Below are 16,694 nucleotides of genomic sequence, written 5' to 3'. Positions count from 1 at the left end.
CGTCTTGGCGTCTTTGCGAGAAACCCGTGTCCCGCTTTGGGAAAAGAAAGGCCGCTTGCGGCCGTGCAACCGTTAAGAAAAAGCACGCCCCAAAGATTATGGAGCAACGGTAGTCACTTCCTGCTCTCCCTGTCTCCGCAAATGCACCTCGCCCGCAATCAACACTGCGATCGCCAAGTAAAAAAGGCTCCCGAGCTTGTCGGTCTCCACGAGGTCGTTGAGGGCGTTGAACGTGCACTGCATGCCGAGCACGACGGCCGCCACCGCGCCCGCCGCGCGCCAGAGCCGGTCCTTCGACTCGTGGTAGATCCGCTGGCCGGCATGCAGCCCGTAGCCGATGAACACGAGCAGGATGAACAGGCCCGCGGCGCCCTGCTCGATGATGGTGGTGAGGTAGTAGTTGTGCACCGTGCTCTGGTCCTTGTTGTCGCTCACCCAGGTGCGGAAGGCCGGTATCGTATAGCGCTGGTAGTTCTGCGAAAAGGTCTGTGGCCCCCAGCCGGTTGCCCAGTTGTGGCGGATCATGCGTACGCCCGCGATCCAGCGGTAGAAGCGCTCGGCGGTCGATACGTCCTTGAACTGGTAGGTGGCCTGCAGGTGATCGCTGAAGTCGGTATGGAAGGTCGTGGTGTCGTGGTCGTGCGCGAACTTCATGTAGCGGTCGTTGTCGATCAGCAGGAAGAGGCTTAAGCCCGCCGCGAGCAGCACCAGCAGGTAGCCGCGCAGCAGCATCTTCCGGCGCAGCATCCAGAACAGCACCCCGCCGGCGATGAGCGCCAGCCAGGCGCCCCGCGCATAGGAGAGCACCAAGGCAACGCCGGCCAGCAGCAGGATGCCGATGAGCGCCTTCTTCCACCAGCCCGGCTTTGCGAGCACATAGGCCGCCACGAGGATCGGGATGACGCATACGAGCACCGAGGAGTAATTCACGTGGTTGCGGAAGTTGGGCCAGAGGCTGTCGTTGATGCGCTCGAACGTAAAGCGGTAGCCGGCGTGGCGGATCATGGTGCGGCCCACGAGCAGCAGCATCGACACCGAAAGCACCTGCGCCGTGCGCACGAGCGTCTTCGGGTTGCGGAAGAGGAGGAAGGGCGCCATGATGAACGCGCCGAGGTACCAGGTCTTGGCGATGCAGAACTTGATGCTCCGCGTGAAGTCGGTGGAGAAGTAAGCCGTTACGAGCCACCAGAAGGCCTGCAGCAGCAGGAGCACCGTGAGCGGCGAGCGGAAGAAGCCGGCCATCGGGCGGCTGCGCGCATGGTAGGCGAGGTAGCAAAGCGTCGAGAACGATACCAGCAGCATCAGCGGCTCGGTGGGCAGGTCGGTGCCGAGCGAACTCGTGAAGTTGTATTCGATGGACCAGGGGATGGCCGCGATGAGCGCGTAGAACAGGACGAAGGGCTTGTGCGCCACCCAGAGGCCGGCCAGCAGCCCGAAGGGGAGCGCAAGCACCAGGGGCTGGTACAGCAGCACCGAGGCAATGGCGCAGGCGGCGAAGAGTATTCCGAAGCCCCAGAACCGGTTCAGCGCCAGGCGGTCCATCAGTCTTTCTTTCGGCTGTCGAGGTAAAGAGAGAGCAGGAGGGCGAAGATGAGGGCCACGAAGCACACCGTGATGAAGGTGGGCAGCAGGCGCGGCCGGTCGGTCTTGAAGGCCGGGCGGGCGGGCTCCACGAGCAGCAGCACGTTCGGGCGGGTGTTGCTCACGAGGGCATACTCGTTGATGAGGCGCTCGTAGTCGGCGAGCTCCTTGATGAGCGACTCGTTGCGTACGCGCAGCAGGTCGCGCTGGGCCGCGCCGGTCACCGTCATCGAGTCGTAGTTGCGCACGTATTCCTGTTGCAGGCGGCCCTGGTGCTGGCGCAGGTTGCCGAGGATGCGCTCGTTGGTCTCGCTCTGGAGGCGCTGGTGCAGGTCCTGGTACTTGGCGTACAGCGCGTTGGCCATACGGGATGCGAGGTACTTGTCCTTATCCCACACCTTGATGCGCAGCTGCCCGTATTCGTCCTTCAGTACTTCTACGTTTTCGCTGAACTCCTTGAGGGCATAGTATTCGGGGATCTTCTTCTCCTTGATCTTGTAGTGCCTGATGAGCCCGTTCTCGCGGATCATCTGCAGGAAGATGGTGTCGAGGCCGGCGGTGCCGAGCACGCGGTCGATGTCTTCGGGGCCGCCGAGCGGGGAGTAGAGGCCCTGGATGTTCTCGCCGAAGATCCTGGACTTATCGAAGTTGACGGTGGTGGCGGGCAGCGCGGTGACGGTAGAGACGTATTGCTTGTCGACCTGCAACAGCAGGATCACGGTAATGACGGCGATGGCCAGCACGAAGCCGGTGATCATTTTCCACCAGCGGGAGAAGATACTCAGGAAATCGGGCATGAAGAAGCAGGCTTTTAGTTGGTGCGTTTCGGTCTCTTTTCGAGCGCAGGGGCACAAACATAGGTAAAAAAGCCGGGCAACGGGCCGCGCGGAGCCTAGCGGAACAGCCACCAGCCTGCGCCGAAGGCTGCCGCCCCTGCGGCCAGGCAGGCCACCAGCGACAGCGGATGGACCCTGAGGGAAAAGCGGCGGCGGGCGCCCGCGAAGAGGAGCAGGGCAGCCGTGTATTGGCTCGCCAGGGCGGCGACGCAGCAGCCCGCCGCGCCGTAGCGGGGGATCAGCGCCGCGTTGAGCGCCGCGTTGAGCGCCACACAAGCCCCCATGGTGCCCGCAAAATAGCCGAGGCGCCCGGAGGCAGAGAGCAGGGAGCCATAGAGGTGAATGCCGTAGTAGGCGGGCAGCACGGCCACACAGAGCGCCAGTACCTGGGCCGGGTAGGGTGCCGACGTATGGTACAACAGCTCGTTCACGAAGGGAGCGGCGGCCGCGCAGCCCCCCGCAAAGAGTGCACCCGTAGCCAGCAGCGCATGCCGCAGGCGCAGCACCGTGCGGTCGATGAGGGCCTCGTCGGAGAGGTGGCGGGCCACGAAGGGTACGAGGAAGGAGGCCGTCATGAAGCCCAAGGTGTTGGCCGCGTCGAGGAGGCGGTAGGCGGCGGCGTAGATGCCGGCCTCGAGCGCACCTTGCGGGTGCAGGCGCTCGAGCAGGAAGGCGTCGAGGCGGGTGTGGGCGCCCTGCAGCAGGATCACGAGCACGAAGGGCGCGCTGAGTTGCAGTACCTCTCCAAGCCCTGCACCCTGCGCCGGGCCCTCGTGGTGCCTTCGCGCCAGGAAGAGGGCCACGAGCAGAGCCACGAGCGTGCTGCCGGCCTGGATCCACAGGAAGCCGGTGAGCGAGAGCCCGCCCCCAAACGGCAGGTAAAGCAGCGGCGCGCATACGAGCAGGGTGAGGGCCTTATCGGTCACCGAGAGCCAGGCATCGGCGCGGAACTGCTGGTAGCCGGTGAGGATGTTGCGGAAGAAGACGAAGAAGGACGACAGCACCTGCAGGGTGCCCACGAGCAGCACGAGGTCCCAGCGCGTCACGCCCGTGATCCAGCAGATGCCGCAGAAGACGAGCAGGTACAGCGCCGAGAGCCCGGCCTTCAGGCGCAGGAGACTCCGTACGGCCATTCGCTCCTGCAGCGCCAACTGCCGGTTGAGCAGGTTGCTGAGGCCGGCGTCGGCAATGATGGCCAGGATGATGGCGAGGTTGAGGATGGAGAAATACGTGCCGTAGGCTTCGTGGCCCACCTCGTTCTGCACCTTGCGGTCGATGCCGAACACCCACAGCGGCTTTACCAGGAGGTTGAGCACCACCAGCCAGGAGAGGCCTCGGAGAAATTGCTTCGGGTTCATGCAGGGCGGTGCCGCTTAGTTGATCCGGAACCAGAACGAGCCCCCGTGGCGCTCTACGTTGCGGAGGTTGGGCGCCGCCCAGAGCGGGTCGAGGATCTTCGCCAGCTGTGCTTGCTCGGAGATGTAGTAGTTCGGAGCGATCACGGTGTATTTCTCCGGGTTGTTGAGCAGCAGCGCACCCAGGATATAGTTCTCGGAATAATAGCGGTCGAGCATGAACTGCGGGTAGTCGTAGGGCAGGTAGATGTCGTGCACCTGCACGATGACGCCCGGCTTGAGTACGGGCAGCACTTCCATGAAGAACCACATCACGTCGGAATTGGGCACGAGCGTGTGGGTGCCGTCGAAGAAGAGGATGTCGCCCGCTTCGAGTGCTTTGAACGTCTCCAGCGTATGGTGCTGCACGAGGGAGGGGTGCCAGGTGTCGGCGATGGCCTTGATCTCGCGCCGCGGGCTCGGGTCCACGCAGGTGATCGTGAAGTCCAGCTTCTGCTCGGTGCGGGCCTTGAGCGCCGTTTTGGTGGTGGTGCCGGAGCCGATCTCCACGTAGCGCTTCGGCTTCAGGTCGGTGAGCAGCGTATAGAGCAGGATGATGTCGAGGCCGGGTACGAAGTTGTTGTTCCAGGCGGGCTGCGCCGCGTCGGTCTCCTGCGCCTGCTCTTTGATGCCTACGAAGTGTTGCTGCAGCGAGAGCGCCTTTTCCATCAGCGCCCGGTACTGTCCGTCGTTGGCCGCGATCATGTCGAAGAGGGCGCGGTGCGGGCGTTCCTTGTTATAGATGGCCTTCGGCGGGATGGAGTAGTCCATCACGATCACACGGTCCTGGGGCCTGAGGGCGAAGTAGAGGCGCTTGAGCAGTTGTTTCATGGGCTGTTCTGAGCGTCAAATATATCGAAGTCGGGCGGATGGGGCCTGTGGGGGCCGCTTCCGGGCTTTTTCGTATCCTTGCGCCATGAAACTGGTAGCCAATAAAGTCGCCATCGTTACCGGCGCCGCCCGCGGCATCGGCGAAGGCATCGCCCTGAAGCTTGCCGAGCAGGGTGCCCACGTCGCGTTCACCTATGTCTCCGAAGGCAGCGCCGAGAAAGCGGCCGCGCTCGAGGAAAAGCTGAAAGGCTTCGGCGTCAACGCCAAGGCCTACCGTAGTAATGCGGGTGACTTCGCGCAGTGCGAAACCCTCGTGAACGATGTGCTGAAGGAGTTCGGCTCCGTCGACATCTGCGTCAACAACGCCGGCATTTCCAAAGACAACCTGCTGCTGCGCATGACGCCCGAGCAGTGGGACGACGTGATGCAGACCAACCTCAAGAGCGTGTTCAACATGACCAAGCAGGTGATCCGCCCCATGATGAAGGCCAAGAGCGGCTCCATCATCAACATGGGCTCCGTGATCGGCGTCATGGGCAACGCGGGGCAAAGCTCCTATGCAGCTTCCAAAGCCGGCCTCATCGGCTTTTCCAAGTCGGTGGCCAAGGAGCTCGGCTCACGCAACATCCGCTGCAACGTCATCGCTCCCGGCTTCGTGGAGACCGATATGACCTCGTACCTGAAAGAAGGCGAGCAGGCAGATAAGTACAAGGCCGGCATACCGCTCGGCCGCTTCGGCTCCGCAGAGGACATAGCCAACGTCACGCTTTTCCTCGCCTCCGATATGGCCAACTACGTCACCGGCCAGGTGCTGAATGTGGATGGCGGACTGCTGATGTGACCTCACCCCCTGCCCCTCTCCGGGAGAGAGGGGTGACTCTGTGGAACCTACTTTTCTTACTTGGACCTTTTCTTAGAGCTGTTTTATATGAAAGCCCTGACAGAGTCGGGGCTTTCTATTTTAAAATTATCGACGATCAATTTTGAAGCAAAAATCACTTGATCATTGAAGATCGAGTATTGATGATTACACATTTATCAGCTTACAGAGTAACTGCTACCGTAGGAACAGCCTCGACCTAAGTTCCCCCTTCGGGGGACAGGGGGCCGGGCCGGGCCTGCCTTTGCGCCTTAGGCATCCCCCATTTATGTGATATCCGGCCATTGCCGGAAATAGTAGATTTGGTATACTCCGAAAACTCCCCGCTGCTTACCCGGAAATGCACTCCGGTTTCCCCGTATTCCAGTTGGTAGCCGACGGTTACCAAAAACCTGCTATGAGAAAGTTCCTCCTTGCCGTGCTGGCTGTGGCCAGCTCCCTTTGCGTGCTTGCCCAAACCCCGTCTGCTCCCGACGTATCCGGCCTTCGCTTTGTCTGCTCCGGCTCCGGCACCACGCTCACGGCCAGCGGCGCGGCCGGCGCCAGTTTCGGATGGTACAGCGCCGCCACCGGCGGCAGCCAGCTGGCCGCAACGGCGGCGTACAGCACCGGAAACCTTACGGCGACCACTCATTTTTACGTGGAGCAGGTGCTGAACGGAACGGCCAGCCCGCGCACCGAAGTGTACGTGCTGGTGACCCCGGTTCCCAACCTGAGCACGCCGGCCTCGGTAACGGCGACCCCGGCGGCCATCTGCCAGGGTTTTAGCAGTAACCTCTCGGCAGTGGTGGATGCTACCGCCAATCACCGCGTATACTGGTATGATGCTCCTTCGGGCGGTAATTTATTGGGTTCTTCGGCGAGCGGTGCCCCCTTTATGGTGTCGCCGACGGCTACGACGACGTACTATGCGCAGAGCGAGGTGCAGAAAGTGACGCAGACCTTCAACTACACCGGCGGCATGCAGACCTTTACGGTGCCTGCGGGCGTCACCTCGATCAGCATTGATGCGCGCGGCGCCCGCGGGGGCCGCGGCAGCGAGAACGGCGGCTTCGTGTCCGGTGGCGGCGGAGGCCGCGTGCAGGCCACGATGAGCGTGACGCCGGGCCAGGTACTGAACATCTTTGTGGGCGAGCGTGGCTATGGCGACCCAGGCTGCGCGTGGGGCTGCAGCCCGCACGGTCCCTCCTTTAACGGCGGCGCGGCCGCCCGCGGCACGCAGACGGGCGGCGGCGGCGGCGCCACCGACATCCGCCTCGGCGGCACGGCGCTCACCGACCGGGTGCTGGTGGCGGGCGGCGGCGGCGGTGCGGGCGGCACGTACAGCAACGCAGGTGCGGGCGGTGGCGGCGGCGGACTTACGGGCGCCGCCGGCGGCTACATCAACGGCGGCCTTTTTTCTGGTTATAATCCCGGTGGTGGCGGCGGCACGCAAACAGCCGGCGGCTCCGGCACGGCAGGTATGTCGCAGCCGGGCTCCTTCGGGCAGGGCGGCGAGGGGGCCGGATCGACCCTGAGCTCTCACGGCGGCAGCGGCGGCGGCGGCTGGTACGGCGGCGGCGGTACCATCAACAACGCCGGCGGCGGCGGCGGCTCCTCCTACACCAATCCCGCGCACTTCCAGAATGTTGTCCATACTCAAGGAATGAACCAGGACCAGGGCGCACTCATCATCAGCTATTACGATAGCTGCTCCGCTCCTTCGCGCGTACCCGTTACCGTGACCCAGCTTCCGGCACCGGTGGTCAGCATCAGCGCGTCAACCTCCGATATCCTTTGCCCCAATACGCCGGTCAGCCTTACGGCCAGCGGCGCGGACAATTATAGCTGGCTGCCGGCCCCATCGCTGCCCGCCTCCGCGCGGATGGCCGTGGGCATGCACCGCCTCAGCTCCGGTTACAGCGGCCCTGCCCTCCGCATCCGCCGCGCGTCCGACAACAGCAGCATGGATTTCGGATTCAGCGGCGCCGGCCTCGACCTGCCTGCGATCACTGCATTCCTCGGGGCTTCCGACGGCTATTGCTCCCGGCTTTACGACCAATCAGGCAATGGTAATCACCTCGTGCAGGACAATACCGCGCAGCAGCCCCTGTTTGTAGTGCAGGGAATTAACGGGAAACCCGCATTGCGCTTCAGCAGCAACCCGGCCCGCTTCATGACCAACAGCACCAACTTCCCCGTTCCGTACACGGCCATTTATACGGCGCGCCAGAACGGCCCGGCACGTGGCCGGATGCTCTCGGCCGTCAGTAGCAACTGGCTCCTCGGCTGGCATAACGGCAATAAGCGCATGGCCCATTTCGATGGCTGGGTGTCGCCTTCCGGCGCCATTCCCGCCGACAACGGCACGTACACCTACACGGCTACCCGCAGCGCGGGGGTCTCCACCGTTTATGAAAACGGGGTTCAATTGTATAGCAACGCCAGTGGCGGCGGCTCCATCAACGGTGTACAGATGAACGGCTGGTACGGCGGCGCCCATGAGCTGTCGGATGCCGACTTTACCGACGTGCTGCTCTTCAACGGGGTACTTTCGGCAACCGACCTTACAGCCATGGAGCGGAACACCGGTGGGTATTACGGCGTAGTGGGAGGTATTCCGGGCGCTTCGATAGTGGTGGTGCCCGGTGGCGGTGCCTCTACCTACCTGGTTACGGGCACCGGTGCCCATGGCTGCACCAACCAGGCATCGATAACGCTCCAACTCGAAACGCAGGCACCGGTAGTGGCGCCGGTGCCCCGGCAAACGATCTATGTCAACAGCACCTGCTCGGCGACGCTGCCCGACTACCGCTCCCTTGTGTCGGCAACAGACAATTGCACCAGCCCGTCGGGGCTGATCATCACGCAGTCGCCGGCGCCGGGAACCCCGATAGCTATCGACGTGGCGGAACTGGTCCGGTTTACCGTGCGCGACTCGGCGGGCAACAGCACCCAGGTCATGATGATGCCCATCGTTCGCGACACGGTGGCCCCGGTCATCACCTGTGCCACGAGCCTCCGGGCGACGGCGGTGCCGGGCACCTGCGGAACCGTAGTTTCCTTCGCCACTCCGGATGCCATCGATGCCTGCGGCTTCGCGGAGGTGCAACAAACCGGCGGGCCCGCAAGCGGATCGGTATTCCCGATCGGCGTATCCACGGTTACGTTCACGGCGCGCGACATTTCCAGCAACACGAAGTCGTGCTCGTTCACGGTCACGGTAGTGCCTTCGGCATATATATCCGCTGCGGCGCCGGTGGTGTGCGGTACGGATACCACCACGCTCACGCTGCAGCAATCCGGTGGCGGCACCGTGCAGTGGTTTACGGCAGCCGGCGGCCAGGGCACGCTCCTGGGTACAGGTAACACGCTTTCCGGGGCCGGCGCGGGCACCTACTATGCCCGCTTCGAGCTGCCCTGCGGCCCCTTCGATACCTCGTTTACGATAGCAGCCGTTCAGCCGCCGACACTAACCGTTACCGGCGACTCGCTGTTGTGCGGAAACCAGCGCACCTTGCTTACCGCCACAGGCGCTTCGGTGATTACCTGGAGCGGTCAGCAACTTCCCGTGGACCTTGCTCCCACTGCTGCCCGCATGGCCGTTGGCCTGCGCCGCCTGGGCAGTACTTATACGGGACCCCTCCTGCGCCTGCGCCGCTCTACGGACGGCGCCCAGCAGGACTTTGGTGCCTCGGGTAATGATCTGGACATAGCCGCCATCAATGCCTGGCTCAACGGCGCCACGGCGTATTGCGTCACGCTATACGACCAGTCGGGACAAAGCAACCACATCACGCAGGCAACCGCAGCCAGCCAGCCGGTGCTGGTCCTGGGCGGCACCAACGGGCGCCCGGTGTTGCGTTTCAATACGGCGCAGTTCATGCAGGTCGGCACCAACTTCCCGGCGCCGTTTACCATTATTGCCGGCGCCCGCCAAACGGGCGGCACCCGCGCGCGCGTTCTGGCTGGAGCGAACAACAACTGGCTGCTCGGCTGGTGGAACGGCCGCAAGCAGGTGGCCTTCTTCGAAGGCTGGGTCCGCGAGAACGGCCCTTCGGCCGATAATGCGTTTGCCGTGGTCAGCGGCACTTCCGCTGCAGGCACGGGCTCGCTGTATGAGAACGGCATCCTGCTCGCCTCCGGTACCGGCGGATCCACCGGTCCGAACGGCATCCAGCTCAACGGCTTCTTCGGAACCGGTGAGCGCTCCGACTGCGAGTTCCTCGACGTGATCGTATATAACCAGGTGCTCCCGGTTGCCGATCGCACCCGCGCCGAAACCGGTATCTGGAGCTATTACGTCGCACCCAACCAGCTGTTTGCTGCTGCGGGCACCACCCCTGTCACTTATACGGTCACCGGGTCTAACCCGGGTTGCACGGGTACTGTTTCCCAGACGGTCACGGTTGCCAGCAAAGCAACCGGCGATACGGCGCAATTCGGAAACGGCGCCTGGAATGTTTATGCATTCGGCGCCCAGGGCTGGAGCAGTAACTACTCGGGTTACTACGTAGCCCAGGGGCTCAACTTCAATACCCAGGCCCAATGGGGTGCCAACGGCTCCCCTTCGGATGCGCCCGGCTACCAGGGCTGCGCCGTCGGAAACGACAACCACTCCTGGAGTGCGAAACGCCAGGGTTTCCCCTGCGGTTATTACCGGCTTGACATTCCCGATCATAATGATGACGTGGAGCTTTGGATCAACGGCACACGCGTCTTCCAGCATAACGGTTGTTGCGACAGCCACAGCGGCGTCTGGACCGGCTACCTGTCTTCGACGGATAAAGTCGAGTTGCGCTCCATGGATAACACGGCAGCCTCTTACGGCCAGCTTACCTTCACCATCGTGGCCGCACCTGCCTTGTCGCTTCAATACGGAGGGGGTACCACCTGGACGTCCGGCAGCCAGTCCGCTACCAATACCAGCACTTCCTACCCAGCTCCCTACTCTGCATACTATGGTGGCCAGCGCATGCAGTTCTTGATACGTGCCAGCGAACTGACGGCACAGGGATATGGAGCAGGTTCGAGGATCAAGGCGATCAGCTTCCCGGTACAGTCGCTGGGTTCCCACTGGAGCGGCCCACTGACGGGCCTGCGAAACTTCCAGATGAGCATCGGCCATACCGCGCTGACCGCGCTGAGCAGCTTCCAGTCCGGCCTGACGCAGGTGATCGCCCCGTCGAACTTTACGCCGACGGTTGGCTACAACAACACCCATACGTTTAACGTTCCGTTTACCTGGAATGGTACCAGCAACCTGGTTATTGAGACCACGTTCTCCAATAATTTCGTAGGAAATTTCCCTGATGCTGCGATCCAGTATACCACCACTACACCGTTCAACAGCACGATCGTTTACCGGGCCGACAACGTGACTGCATCCGCAGCCGCCAGCGCCACCGAGGTGAGTGTCGGGCCTTTGACGACACGGCCGGAATTCCGTCTGGTACCTGTCACGTTGGACGCTGCCTACTGCAATCAGGTAACGTCCGTACCGGTGCAATTAACGGGCGCTGCCGGCGGTACCTACAGCGCCTTGCCTTCGGGTCTGTCTATTGATGCTGCCACCGGCACGATCAGCCCGGCGTTCAGTACCCCCGGCACCTACACGGTTACCTATACACTGACGTCCCCCTGCAGCGGTGACCACCAGGCCAGCACGCAGGTCCGCATCTCCTCCAGCGGTGATCCGTCGGTATTCGGCAGCAACAGCTGGAATGTGTATGCCTGGAACAGCAGCAACTGGAGCAGCAACTATGTCGGTTATTACACGGATTCCACCCTCAACTTCAATACGGAAAGTCAATGGTCGGCGGCAACTTCCCCTTCGGCTGCAACGGGCTTCCAGGGCTGCGGCACGGTGGGCAACGACAACCACTCCTGGAGTGCCAAGCGCCAGGGCTTCCCCTGTGGCTATTACCGCCTCGACATTCCGGGTCATGATGACAATGTGGAGCTCTGGATCAATGATGTCCGCGTGTTCCAGCACGTGGGCTGCTGCGACAGCCACACCGGCGTGTGGCAGGGCCTGCTCGGAGGCAACGACCGCGTGGAGTTCCGGGTGACTGAGGGCGGCGGCGCCTCTCACGGAGCAATAAGCTTCGTGCAGGTCAGTAGTTCTACGGCTTCTATCAGCTACGCCAGCCAGAATTATTGCCAGGGCTCCGGCAACGTTATGGTGGCTCAGACCGGCCCTTCCGGCGGCAGCTACAGCGCCACCCCGGCGGGCCTTGTCATTGATGCGGCCACCGGCACCGTGAACACGCAGGCAAGCGCGCTCAACACCTATACCGTCACGTACACGGCTACGAATGCATGCGGTGAGCCCATTAACGCTACCACTACGCTTACGATCACCCTGGTGTCGGGCTCGCCTTCCGAATACGGCAGCAATGCCTGGAACGTTTATGCCTTTAACAGCGGCGGCCAGTCGGCGCCAACCGGCGCCTGGGATACCAACTACAGCGGCTACTACGTCGCCTCCGGATTAAGCTTCAATACAATCGCGCATTGGTCCGCGGGCGGCGTTCCTTCGGCGGCAGCCGGCTACATGGGTTGCCCGGTAACTATTGACACCCACTCCTGGAGTGCCAGGCGCCGCGGTTTCCCCTGCGACGTTTATACACTCAACGTGCCTGCCCACAGCCGCGGGGGCGAACTTTGGATCAACGGTGTAAGAGTGTGGTCACACGACGACTGCTGCGATAGCCATAGCGCCGTGTGGACGGGCACCCTGGGTGCGGCCGACAGCGTTGAGTTCCGCGCAACAGGCGGTAACGGTCAATCTTTTGGCACGCTCAATTTTATCGCTGCCAGCGCCGGTATGGTATTGCAGTATGGCGCCGCAGCAGTATGCACTTCCGCACCGGCAATGGCACCTTCCACAACGTCGGCTGCAGGCGGATACTACACCGCAACGCCTGCCGGACTGCAGATCGATTCAACAACCGGTGTGGTCACACCGCAGAGCAGTGCCGCAAACACCTACACGATCTATTATAAGCTACCCGTGTCCTGCGGCGACACGCTTCATGCGCAGACGCAACTCGTAATCACACAGGCAGTGGGCAACCCGGCCGTTTACGGCAACGGTGCCTGGAATGTATACGCCTGGAACGGTGGATCGGACGTGGATCCGGCCAATTCCTGGAATACCAACTATGCCGGCTACTTTGTAGCACAGGGGTTGAACTTCTATTCGCATGATCATTGGAATTATTGGTACAGCATCGGATCACCCTCGCAGGCAGCGGGCTACCAGGGCTGTCCCGTAAATGGGATCAGTTATTCGTGGAGCGCCAGGCGCCAGGGATTCCCCTGCGGCTATTACAGCCTGAGCATCCCCCAGAACGCATCCGGGTCGCAGCTGTGGATCAATGATTCGCTGGTGTACGAGAACGGGCAAAGCTCCGGCAACTACAACGTGTGGCGCGGCTACCTTTCGGGTTCCGACCGCGTCACCTTCCGCGTGCGCAGCGCCAGCTACTTCGGCTCCTATGGCCTGCTCCAGTTCGACCTCGTTCCCGAAGTTTCCATCAGCTACCCCGTGACGCAGTTCTGTGTGGGAACGGGCACCCTGCAACCATCCGTCACCGGCCTCACCGGCGGCACCTGGAGCGCATCGCCTGCCGGTCTCGCCATCAATGCTGCTTCCGGCGCCATCAACAAGGCCACCTCGCGGGCCGGCACGTATACGGTCCGGTACCGGGTAACCACTCCCTGCGGTACCACCGTGCTGGATTCCACCAGCATCCACGTCACCGCGCCGGGGGGTAACCCCTCGGTGTTCGGCAGTGGCGTCTGGAACGTATATGCCTGGAATGCTGGTTCGTATGAGTTGACCCCGGAGGCCTGGACGCAGAACTACAGCGGCTACTATACCGCTACCGGCCTCAGCTTCACCACCCATTGGAGCAATTCACCGTCCGACGCGGCCGGCTACCAGGGCTGCCCCGTCGGTGCCGACAACCACTCCTGGAGCGCCAAGCGGAAGGGCTTCCCCTGCGGCTACTACCGCATCGATGTCAACGGGCACGACGATGCCGGCCAGCTGTGGGTCAACGGCGTAAAAGTGTGGGAGCATAACGCCTGCTGCGACAGCCATGGCAATGCCTGGCGTGGCTTCCTCGGTGCCAACGACCGCGTCGAGTTCCGCGTTACGGAAGGTGGTGGCGGCTCCAACGGCGCCATAACGATCACACCTGTCGCGCCCAATACCATCAGCTATGCACAACCGTATTATTGCAGGAGTGCAGGTGGCACCACAACCCCCGCCCGTACAGGCTCCGGCGGCGGTGTCTATTCCGCGCTGCCCGCCGGTCTGACGATCAATGCATCCACCGGGGTGGTGAATATCGGTACGAGCCTGCCCGGTAATTATACAGTCTCCTACAAGCCTGCAGGCGCTGACAGCTGCAACCTGCCGTCCGCCACCACCACCCTCGTCATCGCTGCATCCATGACGGTCGACCAGCCTTCCGCTGTCACCGTCTGCAACGGAAGCAGCGTGCCCGCTGTCGCCTTCACCGGCGCGCCGGCCTTTGCGTGGACGAATTCCGACACGTCCATCGGACTGCCCGCGAGCGGAACCGGCCCCCTGCCGGCCTTTACCGCCACCAATGCAACGGGAGCACCGAAGGCCTCCACGATCACGGTTCTGCCCGCCATTCCCGACACTAGCTTCAGCGGATTCATCGACTATTATGACTCGCATGTCCCTTACGGGCCAAGCCAGAACGGCCTTGCCTCTTCCTGTGGCTCCAGGAAGACCTATCCCGGCACCTTTGCCGGCTATTACGCCGGCTATGGATATGGGCCTTACGAGGCGCGAAGCTTCACGAACACTTCTTCCACGCCCACCTGTGCCACGATCACGTATACGTCAACGTATTACGACGTATTTGTTGCTGCCTATCGTGGAAGCATGAACCCGTTGAATCCCGAAGAGAATTATATGGGCGACGGTGGCGAAGCCGCCAACTTCAGCACCCGTAGCTTTGCCGTGACAGTAGCGCCCGGTGAAACGGTGCTGCTCGCGTTCTATAGTCCCTTCTACTGGTCCGCCGGATTTACCGCGCAGGTGAGCCAGGCGCCCCTGTGCAGCACACCGAAGACCTTCCAGCTGACGGTGAACCCGATGCCTTCGGCCTCGATCAGCTATGCGGCTTCGCCATTCTGCTCTAACGGCAGCGTGGCCTCTGTTACGCGCACTGGTGCGAGCGGCGGCACCTACTCGGCTGCGCCGGCCGGCCTCAGTATCAATACGGCAAGCGGCAGTATCAATCCTGCGGCGTCCACCCCGGGCACTTACACCGTGACCTACTCGGTGCCGCCTGCAGGCGGCTGCGCGGCGTTCTCCACCAGCACTACCGTAACGGTGCAGCCGGCAACCACCATGACCGGTGGCGGCAACAAGGTCGTGTGCGCCGGGGTCACGCTACCAGCGACGTCGTTCAGCGGTGCGGCCAGTTATACCTGGACGAACTCGAACCCGGCTATCGGCCTCGCGGCCTCGGGCACGGGCAACCTTCCGTCCTTCGTGGCCCGGAACACTACTTCCGCCAACCTGGTGGCTTCCATTGCCGTCACACCCGTCAGCGCTGGCGGATGCACGGGCAAGCGCGTCACCTTCTCCATCACGGTGAAGCCCGTGCCGGTAGCTACGGTGCCGGCAAGCAGCACCGTGTGCTCGGGTACCACGGTCCCGCCGGTCACGCTCTCCAGCGCCATCACGGGTGCGGCCTTCGCCTGGACCAACTCCAATCCCGCCATCGGGCTCGCCGCCTCGGGTACGGGATCCGTTCCTTCCTTTACCGCGGTGAACAGCACGGGCCTGGTCCAGGTGGCTACGATCCGCGTCACACCATCGGCCAACGGCTGCGCCGGCACCCCCCTGTTCTATACACTGACCGTGACGCCTTCGGGGGGAACGATCGCCTATACCGGCTCGCCCTATTGCCCCAGCGGCTGGGCCTATGTGCAACGTGCCGGAAACGCGGGCGGTACGTTCACGGCAGCACCGGCAGGCCTGGTGATCGACAGCAGCAGCGGCGCCGTCAACCTGGCCCTTTCTGCGCCCGGCACCTACACGGTTTCTTATGTATCGGGAAGCAGCGGCAGTAGCGGTTGCCCGGGCACGGCAACCACTTCGATCACGATCCTTCCCGCGTCAGCCGTAGAGGCCATGCCCAACAAGGTGTATTGTGCCGGTGTGACTACTCCCGTGCTGCCCTTTACCGGCACGGCTGCAGGCTATTCGTGGACCAACAGCCACCCGGCGATCGGGCTGGCGGCGTCCGGCACGGGTACTTCGATTCCTTCGTTCACTACCGTAAACAACGGCACTGCGAGTATCGTGGCTTCGGTTACCGTCACGCCGCTCGGAAGCGGCGGCTGCCCGTCGGGCAAGCCCATCACCTTCCGCATCACGGTGTACCCGAACGTGGTGATCACGCCGGTTGCGGACCAGGTCTATTGCCCGGGTGTAAGCGCTTCGCCGGTCGGCTTTACTGCGAACCTGGCCACGGGTGTCACCTATTCATGGACCCGCACCACAGCGGCCATCGGGCTTCCGGCCACGACGGGTTCCGGCAGCATCCCGTCGTTCGTAACGCAGAATGCAACGGCCGGTACGCTCACTTCCCAGGTAACGGTACAGGCGCTGGCCAACAAGTGCCCGGCCACCCCGGTCACGTTCAGCTATGTGATCAACCGCTGCATCGTGCGGATCGGTATCCCGAAAAAGGAGCCGGCAGCCGCGGAGGACTCCATCACCGGCCTTACCGTCGGGCCCAACCCGACCAACGGCCGCGTGACGATCTACCTCGGGCAGCCGGGCAGCTACACACTGCGCCTGCTCGACCAGTATGGCCAGGCGCTGGGCAACGCGCTCCCGTTCACGGGCAGCAGCCATACCCTCGACCTGAGCCACCTGCCTGCCGGCACCTACCTCGTGCAGGTTGCCGACCAGCGGAGCGGAAGCTCGGTACAGCGAAAGGTTATTAAGCTCTGACCCGGCCCCGGCCCCCTGTCCCCCGGTAAGCGGAACTTAGCCCGGAGATACTTTTCGAACTAGACCTTTTCTCAAAGCACGTTTATACGAAAGCCCCGACACCGTCGGGGCTTTCTACGTAAAGAGGGTGGAGCGGAGGAAGGATTGAGGTGGAGCAAGAGAGCATTCGAATACAT

Annotated in this window: 6 protein-coding genes; 2 read left to right on the top strand and 4 right to left on the bottom strand. The window is 62.8% G+C overall.

Features of this window, described 5'->3' with window-relative positions; all coding sequences use genetic code 11:
• Window positions 1-96: 96 nt before the first annotated feature.
• From ABD937_RS20855 to ABD937_RS20840, 4 genes are all read right to left on the bottom strand, one after another.
• The gene (locus ABD937_RS20855; RefSeq protein WP_345257888.1) at window positions 97-1,542 is read right to left on the bottom strand and encodes an O-antigen ligase family protein; all 1,446 of its coding nucleotides are present in this window, start codon (window positions 1,540-1,542) and stop codon (window positions 97-99) included.
• Window positions 1,542-2,378, bottom strand: a complete 837-nt coding sequence (locus tag ABD937_RS20850) for a GumC domain-containing protein (RefSeq protein ID WP_345257886.1) — start codon at window positions 2,376-2,378, stop codon at window positions 1,542-1,544. Before ABD937_RS20850 ends, ABD937_RS20855 begins: the two co-directional genes overlap by 1 nt.
• Before the next feature lie 95 nt (window positions 2,379-2,473).
• Window positions 2,474-3,775, bottom strand: a complete 1,302-nt coding sequence (locus tag ABD937_RS20845) for a lipopolysaccharide biosynthesis protein (protein ID WP_345257885.1) — start codon at window positions 3,773-3,775, stop codon at window positions 2,474-2,476.
• A gap of 15 nt (window positions 3,776-3,790) precedes the next feature.
• On the bottom strand, window positions 3,791-4,642 hold the full coding sequence (locus ABD937_RS20840) for a class I SAM-dependent methyltransferase (protein WP_345257884.1): 852 nt from the start codon (window positions 4,640-4,642) through the stop codon (window positions 3,791-3,793).
• An 85-nt stretch (window positions 4,643-4,727) separates the two neighbouring features.
• Here ABD937_RS20840 and fabG point away from each other — a divergent pair, with 85 nt between their 5' ends.
• Together fabG and ABD937_RS20830 are read left to right on the top strand one after the other, a co-directional pair.
• The gene (gene fabG, locus ABD937_RS20835) at window positions 4,728-5,483 is read left to right on the top strand and encodes a 3-oxoacyl-[acyl-carrier-protein] reductase (RefSeq protein ID WP_345257883.1); all 756 of its coding nucleotides are present in this window, start codon (window positions 4,728-4,730) and stop codon (window positions 5,481-5,483) included.
• 436 nt (window positions 5,484-5,919) lie between these two features.
• Window positions 5,920-16,518, top strand: coding sequence for an Ig-like domain-containing protein (locus ABD937_RS20830; RefSeq protein ID WP_345257882.1), 10,599 nt, complete (start codon window positions 5,920-5,922; stop codon window positions 16,516-16,518).
• Window positions 16,519-16,694 lie beyond the last annotated feature (176 nt).

This window comes from Flaviaestuariibacter amylovorans (genome assembly GCF_039541815.1).
Taxonomy (GTDB): Bacteria; Bacteroidota; Bacteroidia; order Chitinophagales; family Chitinophagaceae; genus Flavisolibacter; species Flavisolibacter amylovorans.
Note: the sequence above shows the minus strand (reverse complement) of the source record. Positions and strands in the feature narration are given on the sequence as shown.